13 protein-coding genes are annotated in these 13,122 nt (G+C 50.2%); 4 read left to right on the plus strand and 9 right to left on the minus strand.

Features of this window, described 5'->3' with window-relative positions; genetic code table 11:
* The first annotated feature begins 32 nt into the window (after positions 1–32).
* Positions 33–797, plus strand: a complete 765-nt coding sequence (locus tag C7B82_RS15150; RefSeq protein ID WP_106257110.1) for a Uma2 family endonuclease — start codon at positions 33–35, stop codon at positions 795–797.
* Positions 798–987: 190 nt separating this feature from the next.
* Here the strand turns inward: C7B82_RS15150 and C7B82_RS15155 are convergent, their stop codons facing one another.
* On the minus strand, positions 988–1,887 hold the full coding sequence (locus C7B82_RS15155) for a hypothetical protein (protein WP_106257111.1): 900 nt from the start codon (positions 1,885–1,887) through the stop codon (positions 988–990).
* Positions 1,888–2,088: 201 nt separating this feature from the next.
* On the opposite strand from C7B82_RS15155, the gene C7B82_RS32345 reads away from it, so the two are divergent.
* From C7B82_RS32345 to C7B82_RS15165, 3 genes are read left to right on the plus strand one after another with little or no spacing between them, the layout of a single operon-like run.
* The gene (locus C7B82_RS32345) at positions 2,089–2,244 is read left to right on the plus strand and encodes a hypothetical protein (RefSeq protein WP_181357507.1); all 156 of its coding nucleotides are present in this window, start codon (positions 2,089–2,091) and stop codon (positions 2,242–2,244) included.
* Positions 2,245–2,291: 47 nt separating this feature from the next.
* The gene (locus C7B82_RS15160) at positions 2,292–2,519 is read left to right on the plus strand and encodes an addiction module protein (RefSeq protein WP_106257140.1); all 228 of its coding nucleotides are present in this window, start codon (positions 2,292–2,294) and stop codon (positions 2,517–2,519) included.
* The gene (locus C7B82_RS15165; RefSeq protein ID WP_245939907.1) at positions 2,509–2,811 is read left to right on the plus strand and encodes a type II toxin-antitoxin system RelE/ParE family toxin; all 303 of its coding nucleotides are present in this window, start codon (positions 2,509–2,511) and stop codon (positions 2,809–2,811) included. Before C7B82_RS15160 ends, C7B82_RS15165 begins: the two co-directional genes overlap by 11 nt.
* A 54-nt stretch (positions 2,812–2,865) precedes the next feature.
* Here C7B82_RS15165 and C7B82_RS15170 read toward each other — a convergent pair whose 3' ends face one another.
* From C7B82_RS15170 to uvrA, 8 genes are all read right to left on the minus strand, one after another.
* Positions 2,866–3,402, minus strand: coding sequence for a DUF4334 domain-containing protein (locus C7B82_RS15170; protein WP_245939908.1), 537 nt, complete (start codon positions 3,400–3,402; stop codon positions 2,866–2,868).
* A 240-nt stretch (positions 3,403–3,642) separates the two neighbouring features.
* Positions 3,643–5,304, minus strand: a complete 1,662-nt coding sequence (locus C7B82_RS15175) for an FG-GAP repeat domain-containing protein (RefSeq protein WP_106257112.1) — start codon at positions 5,302–5,304, stop codon at positions 3,643–3,645.
* 381 nt (positions 5,305–5,685) lie between these two features.
* Complete coding sequence (locus C7B82_RS15185) at positions 5,686–6,528, minus strand: M56 family metallopeptidase (protein ID WP_106257114.1); 843 nt, start codon at positions 6,526–6,528, stop codon at positions 5,686–5,688.
* On the minus strand, positions 6,528–6,947 hold the full coding sequence (locus C7B82_RS15190; RefSeq protein WP_106257115.1) for a BlaI/MecI/CopY family transcriptional regulator: 420 nt from the start codon (positions 6,945–6,947) through the stop codon (positions 6,528–6,530). Before C7B82_RS15190 ends, C7B82_RS15185 begins: the two co-directional genes overlap by 1 nt.
* A gap of 152 nt (positions 6,948–7,099) precedes the next feature.
* Positions 7,100–7,543 carry a type II 3-dehydroquinate dehydratase gene (aroQ, locus tag C7B82_RS15195; RefSeq protein ID WP_106257116.1) on the minus strand — a complete coding sequence of 148 codons (444 nt, stop codon included), beginning with the start codon at positions 7,541–7,543 and terminating at the stop codon, positions 7,100–7,102.
* A gap of 239 nt (positions 7,544–7,782) precedes the next feature.
* Positions 7,783–7,917 (minus strand): hypothetical protein, encoded by a 135-nt coding sequence (locus C7B82_RS34300; protein WP_281258983.1) that lies wholly within the window; start codon positions 7,915–7,917, stop codon positions 7,783–7,785.
* 211 nt (positions 7,918–8,128) lie between these two features.
* Complete coding sequence (locus tag C7B82_RS15200; RefSeq protein ID WP_106257117.1) at positions 8,129–9,388, minus strand: competence/damage-inducible protein A; 1,260 nt, start codon at positions 9,386–9,388, stop codon at positions 8,129–8,131.
* A gap of 380 nt (positions 9,389–9,768) precedes the next feature.
* Complete coding sequence (uvrA, locus tag C7B82_RS15205; RefSeq protein ID WP_106257118.1) at positions 9,769–12,828, minus strand: excinuclease ABC subunit UvrA; 3,060 nt, start codon at positions 12,826–12,828, stop codon at positions 9,769–9,771.
* Positions 12,829–13,122: the final 294 nt, after the last annotated feature.

The following is a 13,122-nucleotide window of genomic DNA, read 5'->3' on the forward strand; positions in this document are numbered from 1 at the left end:
AATAGACAATGTCGGGAATCCTTACTATTCCTATGGTTTCACAACCGCTTGACACCATTCTACCCAGCACCGAAGAGCTACCGTGCTCTGATGATACGCCTGTGGATAACGAGGATCAGAACTTACTGCCCAACCTACTGCTGTTTTCCCTGGCGCTGCTCTGGTCAGACCGCATGGATTGGTATTTTGGGGTGGATATGGCGGTGTATCATACCACCGGGGTTAGCCCGAAGGTGCCTGTGGTGCCGGATGCTTTTCTGAGTCTTGGTGTTGAGCGCAAAAAAGGGGGCAAGTCGCGCCGCAGCTACGCCACCTGGGAGGAAAATAACACCCCGCCTATCCTGGCGTTAGAGATGGTTTCCCACCGTCCGAATGACGAGTATGACGAAAAGCTCGAACTCTATGCCCGGTTAGGGGTACTCTACTACGTGGTCTATAACCCAGAGTTTTGGCAGCGCGATCGCCATCAACCTTTTGAGGTCTATCGCCTAGAAGGAGAAACCTATCGATCGCAAATCGGTGAACCGTACTGGATGCCAGAAGTGGGTTTGGGTTTGGGGCGTGGTCAACAGACCATTGGCGGTATTCAACAAGAGGTGTTGCTCTGGCACAATGCCCAGGGACAGGCGTATCCCATGCCAGAGCAGCAAATGCAAGCAATGCAAGATCAACTCACTGCGGAACGCCAGCGCACAGAGGTGGAACGCCAGCGCACTGAAGCAGAACATCAACGGGCGGAACGACTTGCAGGATATATTCGATCGCTCGGTGTTGACCCAGACAACTTACCGGAGTAGGAATAGGCGATTGCCCTCAGCCCATAGCTTCAAATTCAATAATTGAAGAAGGCGCTGATAGGTGAGTGTTTTGGGTGAACGTGTTGGCAATCGAAAATAAATACGTACCAGGAAGGGAAATTCAACTTCAGACACAAGATTCTTAGATTGATTCCCTGTTGCTCTAGGGCAGAGTGCGACCAACTAATCGTTATGACGGTATATTCAACTTTGACAAAAGTTCCTTTTCAATTTTTTTACCGTCCACGTCATGATCAATATACTCTTTAAGAACTACTTTCATATAATTCAGTATTTTATCAATTGCTTCCGTCCATTTAATGCTATCGGACGCTAGCTTTTTATCATGTCCCCCATGAGCTAAATTAGATCTGGTATCGTAAAAGACTTTCATTTCTGAGAAGGGAACCTGAACTCCAGCTTTGTTTAATAAGAATGAAGAATTTAACGAGAATCGAAATGTCATCTCTGTTTTATGATTTCCACACACTATACTTTCAATGATGCTAACGGCATCAATCATTCTAATTTCACGAGACTGATCGATATCGCAACACCTTAGTAGTCTCTTTAACAGAATCTCAAGACCATGATCTTGTTTATTTTTCATTAATCTTGAGAACAATTCTTGAGACTTGCTTAAGTCATGATTACTAAGTTTACACGGGAGTTCAAAGGTAAAGTTGAATGGAGGATAGAAATGGATTGTCTCCTCAGTCTTGCTTAAAGTTTCGATACCGATGGGGCACACAAAACTGCCCCTCGTAATGATATGAAGAGCTGTGATCATTTTTCTGATCTCTTCATCGTTAGAAGATTCGATCACGTATTTCGGAGGAGGATATTCATCTACCTGGCTTGCCAGAAGACCTTTAGGTAAAGATGTCCAAATAGTGTTTCTTTGTCTTCCGTCGATTCCTTGGAATTGTGTATATCCTGTAATTTGATCATCATCGTTAAATTGTGGAGCATCTACTCCAAAATACTGATTGAGCTCACTGTTTGAGATCTCTCTGATTTGAGTTGATTCTGAAAATCTGAACTGCCCATTAAATTTTTCGATGCGGATTGATATAGGACAAAGAATCATCTTAAGGACTTTATGATTAGATGTTTTGGCTGCTTCTAGAAAACCAGTATCAGTTCATTGTAATTTTGAGTGAGAAGCCTTTGCTTATTAACAGAGATAGTCATCAACGTCTTCCATTAAAGATTCCTGTGGTGGCAATTGTACTGTAGATCATCATTTTTAAAATTGTATCAACGACAGGAAACCCAACTTAATCCTTTTTTGAACACTAATGTTATACGTCGCTCTCCCACCTCTTACCGTTCAAATTGTCTGCGATCGGATAGAGCGCGATCGCAGATGGATGAAGTAGCGCGATCGCTTACTTTGGTCAAATACGCTGACCAGCTTCAACTCACGCCTGGCAGGTATCAGTAGTCTCAATGCTAAACTCAGAGCATCATCAATTTCTCGGTGAGGTCAACATGAGCGCAGAGTTTACTCAGGTCTTTGAGCTACCCCTCTCAGAAAAATTGCAGCTTGTAGAAGACTTGTGGGATAGCATCGCCTCCGTTCCAGAGCAGATTCCTGTGCTTGACTGGCAGAAAGAAGAGCTTGCCAGACGAAAAGCCGCTTATTTGCAGAACCCAGACTCAGGCAGTTCATGGGAGGAAGCTAAAGAACGGATTCGTAACCAACACAATGGTGCTTAGAAATCTGATTATTTTGCCATCAGCAGAACGAGATGCGGCTGAGGCTTATAGTTGGTACGAAACGCAGGAACCTGGCTTAGGTGAAGAATTCCTGCGGTGCGTTGATGCTTGTATTCACTTCATCAGACGAAATCCAGAAATGTATCTGGTCGTTCACGAGAGCTATCGGAGGGCTACAGTTCGACGTTTCCCCTACGTTGTTTTTTACGAGCATTTGGATTACACAGTGATCATTTATGCAGTCTTCCACTGCTCTCAAAATCCAAAGAAGTGGCGCGAACGGCTGCCGTAAAAGCCAGGTTTTCCATTTTAGACGACTGGTGTAAAAAGATTGTTAACCCCCGCTCTACTCACGCTGCAACATGAAGAAGAATGGTTGTTCCATGCCCTTTAAATCCATGACGCTAAACACCGTATTGGCATCAACCTTGCGAAAAATGTCGTTGATCGGTAGAGCATCATAAATCATCGTCGCACTCTCTTTGCCACGATAGTTGGTCAAGCGAAGACGTGCACACGATCGATTAGTGGCAAACAACGGCAGGGCCATCTGAAAAACGCGTCCTACAGCCTCCGACTTTGGAATGGGCAGGCGATCGAGCCAACGGACTATTGGCAGCATCCAGACTGGATCAATGCTCGTCGTGCCGCCACTCATCGTTTTGAACACGAGCGGCTGGACATGCTCAGCGTCATCGAGCCGCTTGCCGTGCCAGTGGTAAGCCTCAAGTACACCATCAAGTGGATGATCCGTCGGGAAGCTCGCACCTTTCCAGGAGCCAAGCATGAAGTTGACATCGACGCGATCGAGACTATCGAAAATTTCCCAGGCTGCAGCCGTGCTTACTTTACCGGCAGCAACCGCTTCAGAAAATGTCTTCACACGTCTGATCTCCTATGGTGCAAAAATTCTTGGGAGCTTATGACGTATTAGACAGACTCTTGCGACACAAAACCAACCTGCTGCACAGTTTCGTGCCACATGTTCACACTACGATGATCAGCCTTTTAGAGTAACGGTTGCGCGATCGGGTGCTCTTACGTTCAAACGCCTGCGATTTAAAGCGCGCGATCGCGGCATTTGAAATGGAAGACGATGTGCGATCGTCCTACACTGACCCTATTATGCCTGATTTAGCAACACCGAAATTGTGTTGGAACCATTATTCGCTACTACCAAATCGAGTTGCGTATCCCCATTGAAATCACCCACACTGAGACCCAATGGATCTTTCCCTACTGTGTAATTCAGCGCCGTTTGGAAAGTGCCATTGCCCTTCCCCAGCAACACTGAAACGGTGCCAGAGGACGCATTCGTTACTGCCAGGTCGAGTTTGCCATCGCCATTCAAATCGCCTGCAGTGATATCAAGGGGAAGGCTTCCCACGGCATAGCTGGCGGCTGTTTGAAACGTACCATTGCCGTTCCCCAGCAACACTGAAACCTGGTCACGAGCATAGCCACCATTCGTTACGGCTAAATCTGTTTTAGCATCGCCATTGAAATCACCTGTAATGACACCGCGAGGATTGTTTCCCACAAAGTAGTCCACTGCTGTTGGGAAGGTGCCATTCCCATTCCCCAACAACACCGAAACTGTGTCGGTGCTACGATTGGTCACGGCTACGTCGAGTTTGCCATCGCCATTGAAATCACTGGCATTAAGACCATAAGGAAAGTTTCCTGCCGCGTAATTAACGGCTGGAGCGAAGAGGGAAAAACTGCCGCTGCCGACAATCTGCCAGTTCAAATCCCCTACTGGGGTAGTATACACGCCGCTGGACAGGGAGGTGCCGTTCATCAACCAGATGACATTTTCCCCTGTTGCTCCATTGCGCCACACTAAGTCAGAGTTGCTGTCATGGTTGAAGTCACCTACGGCTTGAATGTGCCAGTTTGGGTTTTGCACTGCGTTGGTGTAGACGCCGCTGGCCAGGGACGTGCCGCTCATCAGCCAGATGGCATTTTCCCCTGTTGCCCCATTGCGCCACACCAGATCACAGCCGAAACCGTAATTAAAGTTACCTGTACTCACAATCTGCCAGTTTTGATCCGCCACTGGGGTCGTATACACACCAGTGGCTAGAGTCGTGCCGTTCATCAGCCAGATGCCATTCTGACCCGTGGCTTGGTTACGCCATACCAGGTCAGAGTTGCCGTCCTTGTTGAAGTCACCCGTACTCACAATCTGCCAGTTTTGATCCGCCACTGGGGTCGTATACACACCAGTGGCTAGAGTCGTGCCGTTCATCAGCCAGATGCCATTCTGACCCGTGGCTTGGTTACGCCATACCAGGTCAGAGTTGCCGTCCTTGTTGAAGTCACCCGTACTCACAATCTGCCAGTTTTGATCCGCCACTGGGGTCGTATACACACCAGTGGCTAGAGTCGTGCCGTTCATCAGCCAGATGCCATTCTGACCGGTTGCCTTGTTACGCCACACCAGGTCAGAGTTGCCATCGTTATTAAAGTCGCCTGTACCCACGATCTGCCAGTTCAGATCCGCCACTGGGGTCGTGTATATGCTGCTGGCTAGAGTGGTATCATGCATCAGCCAGATGCCATTCTGACCGGTTGCCTTGTTACGCCATACCAGGTCAGAGTTGAAGTCGCCGTTGAAATCACCGGTTCCAACCAGTGACCAATTGGCATCAGGTACGGGTGTTGTATATCGCCCCACGTCTAGGGTGGTGCCATGCATCAGCCAGATGGCATTCTGTCCACTCAGTGGATTCCGGAAAACTAAGTCTTGTTGTAAATTAAGACTGACATTGTTCGACGGCATAGAGCTTACGGTTCCTAAGACGTATCCGTAAGCTCTATGCTCTGTCAAGGCAAAAAAATAAGCAACAAATATAAAGTTGTTGTGAGAGTCTAAGTAATTGACCCACAGAACCTTACAACAAAAGGAGTACTCGTTAAACGCTCCTCCCACTACTTTGCTTCTCAACACGCAAGCAGCCTATCCAAATTCACCCAACCTTTATCAGTTACCTCAACTACAACACAACTTTAGCGTTAGCGATTTGCTCACCTGTTTACTTGTTCAAGTAAGCATGAAGCTCATCGCTGAGAGTATCCATTTCATCGACAACACCCTGAAGCTTTACCACTGGGCGCTGTTGCGATCGACGTTAGCGAGGCGACGTCATTGGCCAAAGTCGAGCTAATAATGAAAGGGCACCGTCATTAGAGGCAAACACACCAGCAGCATCCAAGCCCAAACCCAGGGATTGGAGGGCTGCAACGATTCCTGCGATGACAGCAACGCATCAATGCGTTCCTCCAACCGATTGCGCGGTGTGGCGCTACTAAACGCGGCGCAAATCGTCTCAGCATAGAGTTCTGGCGCTTTCACCATCTGCACCAGCGCTTCGGCGAGTAGCAATGTATCAACGGTTTGAGCGGCCCAACGATCGGCCCGACGTTCCCGTAGCAGCAGCAGTTCTTGCCATAGCGCTTCCGTTTGTGGCAACCAGGCACTGAGACGCCGCAACCAGCCCAGCCAGAAGAACCAGAAGGTGTCGCGGTAGTAGGCGTGGGCTTGCTCATGAGTGAGCACAGCGTCTAAGTGGTCAGCGCTGAACGTATCAATCAAGCCCTGACTAAGCACCAGTTCCGATTGCCAAAAACCAACCTGCGCAATGAACGGAATCGGTGTTGCCAACAGACGGCTAGGCTGTCCTTTCAAGACTATCTGCGGATAGGTGCGCACCTGATGGAGCGATCGCCGCCCTTCCATCATCAGCTTGAACAGCATCACTCCTGCGGAGGCGAGAAAGCCTACCGCTAGGAAGTAACTAAACCAACCTTCCCACCAGCGCACCATTTGCCCCTGTGGCCCCATGCAAACCAACGCCACAGCAGTCATGAGCAAAAGTAGTGGCGGGAAAAGAAAGAGTCCCAGCGATCGTCTCCAGCGTTCCTGACGCGTGCCCTCTGTGCGCATTGCCAGCAACCGCAGACCCCAGGCGCAAGACAGCCCGAAAAACAGCAGTGTCAAGTGCATCACTGATCCTCCCTTGCTTTACGAATAGCGCGGAGTCTCTGGGCGATCGCTTCAAGTTGATCCACGCTCGTTTGATCCAGACTGTCGGCAAAGGCTGCTACCACATCAGGATTGCCCACGGCCAAAAATTGATTGAGTTGCTCATAGGCTCGCAGTGACAGCGCTTGCTCCTTTGAGACAATTGCCTGCCAGGTATAAATGCGATTCTGGCGATCGCAGCAAAGCCATCCTTTTTGAGTTAAACGCTGCAGGATCGTGGTAACTGAGGTATATGCCAGTTCACGCTCTGGGTCAGACAGAATCCGATCGTGGACATCTTTGACCGCCACCGTGCCGAGTTCCCAGACAATGTGCAGAATCTCAGTCTCTAGTGGGCCGAGAGAAAGCTGTTTCGGACGATGGTTAGGCAGTGTAGCCATCAAGCGTCAATCAAAACGACTGTCTCAGTTTACCGTGACTCGTCCGGGTTGCAGCCAGTCGACCGTTCGTTGAGATAAATTCAGTTTCTGGGCACCATCTGAAAACCACAACGTCTTCTCGTCAATAACCTGGTTGCTGCATTAGCCCTTACCTATTGAGCCTGCTTGAGATAGTGAACCAGCGCATAGAGCCCAAGGCGATAGCTGTCAGCGCCGAACCCACTGATTTGTCCGATCGCTACGGGTGCAATATAGGAGTGATGGCGAAACGTCTCGCGGCGGTAAAGGTTGCTAAGGTGCACTTCGACGGTGGGTATGGCGACTCCAGCGATCGCGTCTCGAAGCGCTACGCTAGTGTGCGTATAGGCTCCTGCATTAATGACGATGCCCTGATGCTGTCCTAGTGCCGCGTGAATCGTATCGACCAAAACGCCCTCGTGGTTAGACTGAAGCGATGAAAGCGTCACCTGGAGAGCGTCAGCGGTTTCCTTTAATTGTCGAGTGATCGAATCAAGGGTCGTAGAACCATAAATGCCTGGTTCTCTCAAACCCAACAAGTTCAAGTTTGGTCCGTGGATCACCAGAATGCTAAGCAAACGACTAAGACCTTATTCCTCTAAAACTAACTAGACCCTCACTTAGGAAAGCTAAAGCCAACAGAGCATGCGAAGAAATACAAAGTTAAAAACGCACGAACTCAGCCAGCCTGTCAAAGAACGATCGCGCTGAGATATGCATCCTAAACAGAATTGCAGATAATTACCTTCAAATAGACGTGGCAATTTGTCCAAACCAGTCTCTATTCAAGCTTCCTAACTGATTGCTAAGCAATGGGTTAGCGACGCTGAGAGTCTTTCACTGGGATTGGAATCAACTCACCTTCGGGCTGGGCCTCTGGACCAAGGATCGCTTCGATCAGCTTGCGAGCCCATTCCTTAACCTTCTCAAGCACCTTTTCAAGGTAATCCATTGAACAGATCGCTCCTTCGCTATGGCTGAACTGCTACTCACACCTCTTACCAGTGACAGTAAGACAGGTTTAGCCTGGTCACTTACCTAAGATTGTACCCAATTTATCAATTAGTTAACAGTCCGGAAAGAAACTGTGCCATTTGCATAAATTATGAGTGCCTTTTCTAAGTCTTAATCAAACGTTGCAAATAAGCAAGTAGTCGATCTAACTATTCCAATTTTATTAACAATTGTCGTCTCAGATGATCCAGAGCGGTCGCTGCGCTCAGATTGCGAATCCAGGTGCGTCCACGCAGCGCCCCAAACTGATGCTCAAAGCTCTGTACACCGTTGGGGCCAGCCAAACCAACATAAACCAGGCCAACAGGTTTGTCAGCTGTACCGCCATCTGGGCCAGCAATGCCCGTGATACTTAAACCCCATGTCGTGCCAAGGCGCGATCGTACACCCTCTGCCATTTGTTTCGCGATGGTGTGGCTAACGGCACCCTGTTCCGCCAAGTCGTGTTCGTCGACATTCAACAGCCGCACTTTGATGGCGTTGTCGTAGGAAATAACGCCGCCCCAAAAATAGCTAGAGCTACCGGGCACTGCTGTAAGGCTTGCACCCAAACCACCGCCCGTACAGGATTCGGCAACAGCAAGCGTCGCTTGAGCTGTTTTAAGCAGCGCACCAACCACTGACGCGAGGGAATCATCGTTGGCACCATAGCAATCCAGCCCACCGATTTGGCGGAGCTGTTGTTCGATCGGTGCAATCAACTGCTGTGCTGCTGCTGTTGAATCAGCGCGTGCAGAAACTCGTAGCTTCACTTCACCATGATTAACATAGGGAGCAACGGTTGGATTCTGAAGGTCGAAGAACGAGTTAACCTTTTCTGCCAACGCCGATTCGGAAATGCCCCAGAACCTGAGTGTGCGGCTATAAATCGTCGTGTTTCCCCAACCCTGACTCCGCAGATACGGTACAGCAACCTCTCGCCACATCCGCTGCATTTCTGCGGGCACACCAGGAAAGGTCAGAATAGTGAGTCCGGGTAACGGTTGCCAAATAATACCAGGGGCACTACCTGAGTCGTTTGTCAGTATCTCTGCGCCCTCAGGCAGTGAGGCCTGCTTGTGGTTGTTGGCAGTGAGGATGTGTCCACGTTGGGCAAATTTACGAGCGATGTCTTCAAGGATTTCGGGATGCTCAACGAGGGGGACACCAAAACAGTCTGCCAGGGTTTCGTGCGTCAGGTCATCCGGTGTGGGGCCCAAGCCGCCTGTGAAGATCAGCAGTTGGGAGCGATCGCGCGCAATCCTAACAACGCCTTTAATTCTCTCAGGATTGTCTCCCACAACGGTCTGATAGTAGTGAGCGATCCCAAGCTTCGCCAACTCTTGCGCTAAAAACTGCGCATTGCTGTTGAGAATGTCACCCAGAAGGAGCTCGGTGCCCACGCAAATAATTTCAACGCTTTGAGTCATGAAAAATACGGCTGAGGTTTTTAGTCGCTAGCAGTCCAACGAGGATGTCGGCACTTGTGCTGCATGATTGCATCTTACCAACCCAGTCAGTTACCAATAAGTCTCAACTCAGTCAGTCGCCTACCCGCACGCTAAACCCAAGCAAGCGGACCTGAGTGTTGACGGTTTCACCTCTGGTGAAGCCCGATCGTCCTTTTGGTACCAATACTATGATTCATCCAGTGTTCGATCAAACAAACTAGTGCAGAGCCACAGTTTAATTTTAGGGTGACTTACTTTGAGAAAGCTTGCTAGGTAGGGATTTCAGAGATTGCCAACCCTAATTCTTAGTCTTGACGCTGCACTAGTTGTACTGATAGCAAAGCTTTAGAGAGCTCGCCTCATGCGGTGACTGGTACAGGAGGGTATTGTTCCAACACCTGCTTGAGATACTTTCCTGTATAGGAGTGCGTGCTTTCGGCAACCTCTTCGGGCGTACCAACCGCAATGATTTCGCCACCCCGATCGCCCCCTTCGGGTCCCAGGTCAATCACCCAGTCAGAGCAGCGGATTACGTCCAGGTTATGTTCAATGACCAAAACGGTGTTGCCCTTGTCCACAAGCCGTTGCAGCACATCCAACAGCTTGTGGACATCGTAGAAAGAGAGTCCCGTTGTAGGCTCATCAATGAGGTACAGGGTTTTACCAGTGGCACGGCGGGAGAGTTCCGTTGCCAGCTTGACCCGTTGTGCTTCCCCACCAGAGAGCGTCGGTGCCGTTTGTCCCAGCCGTACGTAGCCCAAACCTACATCCACCAGCGTTTGCAGTTTCGCCGCTGCTTGAGGAATATTTTTGCAAAACTCCAGCGCTTCATCGACCGTCATGGCCAACACATCAGCGATCGACTTGCCCTTGAACTTCACCTGTAGCGTTTCACGGTTATAGCGAGCACCTTTGCACACTTCGCACTGGACATAGACATCCGGCAGAAAGTTCATTTCAATCACGTTCACGCCCTGACCGCCACACGCCTCGCAGCGTCCGCCTTTGACGTTGAAGGAGAACTGACCGGGCTTGTAGCCTCTGGCTTTGGCTTCGATCGTCTCCGCAAAGACATCCCGAACGATGTCGAAGGTGCCCGTATAGGTGGCAGGATTCGAACGAGGAGTGCGCCCGATCGGGGATTGGTCAATGACGATCGCCTTGTCTAACGCGCTTAACCCACCGATCGGCTCCATTTCCTTTGGCTGTGGCGTTTTGCTGCCAAAGTGGTTTTGTAACGATGGATAGAGCAACTCGTTAATGAGAGTAGATTTGCCAGAACCAGACACACCTGTCACAGAGACCAGTTTGCCAAGGGGAATATCGACATCAATCTGCTTCAGATTATTGCGATACGCATTACGGATTTTCAGCATGCGCCCATTGCCCGATCGGCGTTGAGCAGGCGTTGTAATGACCTGTCGCCCCGATAGATACGCTCCGGTTAGAGAATCGGGAGCATCCAGCATGGCTTGCAGACTGCCGTGCGACACAATGCGTCCACCATGCACCCCAGCACCGGGCCCGATATCCACGACATAATCGGCTGCCCGAATGGTTTCTTCATCGTGCTCTACCACAATCAGCGTGTTGCCGAGGTTGCGGAGCCGATGGAGGGTCTTGAGCAGGCGGGCATTGTCGCGCTGGTGTAGCCCAATACTCGGCTCATCCAGTACATAGAGCACTCCCGTCAGTCCAGAGCCAATCTGCGTTGCCAGACGGATGCGCTGTGCCTCACCACCTGACAGCGTCATCGCAGTCCGGTTCAAAGTGAGATAATCTAACCCTACATCTAGGAGAAACTGCAGGCGGGCTTTGATTTCACGTACGACAAGCTCCGCAATCTGCGCCTGTCGTGGACTTAGCTCAATGCTGTTCACCTGGTTGAGGCAATCCCGAATGGACACCCCTGTTAAATCAGCAATGCGGAACTGTCCCAACTTGACAGACAGCGCTTCGGGCTTGAGTCGCTTGCCTTTGCAATCTTCGCACGGTTGATCGACGAGATATTGCTCTAGCTTTTGCTTGTAAACGTCGGAATTAGCTTCTTGATATTGCTTTTCGAGCAGCGGCAGCGCTCCTTCATAGCGCCGTTGGTAGCCTTTGCTTTGACGATAGCGAGAATCGACTTCAATCCAAATTGCCTCTTTAGACCCGTGCAGTAAGATATGGCGCTGTTCATCCGTTAGCTGACTCCAGGGTGTTTGAATATCAAACCCAAACGCGGCTGCGACGCTACAGAGCAGAGACAGGTAGTACGTGTTGTCTTTATCAGACCAGGGTGCGATCGCGGCATAGACGGGCAAATCTGGATTCGGCACCACCAGCTCTGCCGAAAACTTGCGGTGGCTGCCTAACCCATGACAGGCAGGGCAGGCACCATAGGGCGAATTAAAGGAAAACAAGCGAGGCGACAGTTCTTCCATGACTGCACCGTGTTCGGGACAGGCAAAGTTTTCGGAGAAGACTAGAGGTGAGGGGTGAGGGGTGAGGGGTGAGGAGTCGGAAGCACCATAATCGCCACCTTTTTCGGCAGCACGGAGAGACTGTCCTGTAGGAAGTTCGACAACATTCCCTCCTGACTCCTGGCTCCTGACTCTCGACTCCTCCTGAAGAATGTCAATCACCGCAATACCGCCAGAATGCTTCAGACAGGTACCAAGGGAGTCAGTTAGGCGTTCTTCAAGCCCAGCTTTTTTGACCAACCGATCGACCACAATCTCGATCGTGTGCGACTGGTTTTTGTCCAATTCGATCGCGTCGCTGAGTTCTCGTACTTCACCGTTGATGCGCACGCGCACAAAGCCATCGGCGGCCAGGCTAGATAGCTGCTTCTTGTGCGTCCCTTTTTTGCCACGCACGACAGGTGCGAGCACTTGAAAGCGAGTGCGATCGGGGAGTTCCATCACTCGATCGACCATCTGGTCAATACTCTGGGGCGAAATGGCGCGATCGCAATGAGGGCAATGGGGAATCCCTGCACGCCCATACAGTAGCCGCAAGTAATCGTAAATCTCCGTGACGGTGCCGACGGTCGATCGGGGATTGTGGGAGGTCGATTTCTGGTCGATGGAGATGGCTGGACTCAAGCCTTCGATCGCGTCCACATCCGGCTTGTCCACCTGTCCCAAAAACTGACGGGCGTAGGCGCTCAGCGATTCTACATAGCGACGCTGCCCTTCCGCAAAGATCGTATCAAACGCCAGCGACGACTTACCCGAACCCGAAACGCCCGTGAAAACAATCAGGCGATCGCGGGGCAATTCCAGATCAATGTCTTTCAGGTTGTGCTGACGCGCTCCCCGGATGCGAATCGTATTTTGAGCGATGGCATGACTGGCAGGATGACTGTCATGCGACTCAGCTACCGCTTTCTTAGAACCGTTAGCTTTTTTGGAACCGTTGACGCGATCAGGCATAGGGGCAGGAAAAAATAATCTTTCCTATTCTATCGCTCTCAGCTCCGACTCAGAGAGGAAGAAACAAAGGCTACTTGCCGAAGTTTGTTGGTTTACCACTGCACAATTCAGCCATTAGCGGTTAGCGATCGCTTTGTTTTAAGGCTGCATTGAGCAAACGCACATCCTCTAAAAAACTGAAAAAGGACTCTAGTGAGGCTTCGTTGATGCACTCAAGTAAGTAGATCAGGCTTGAAAAGCTCCGGTATGTAAAGTTAGATGGAGGTATCGATTTCAACGATTTGGAGGTGCAGC

Origin of the sequence: Stenomitos frigidus ULC18 (assembly GCF_003003795.1) — a bacterium.
Lineage (GTDB): Bacteria > Cyanobacteriota > Cyanobacteriia > Leptolyngbyales > Leptolyngbyaceae > Stenomitos > Stenomitos frigidus_A.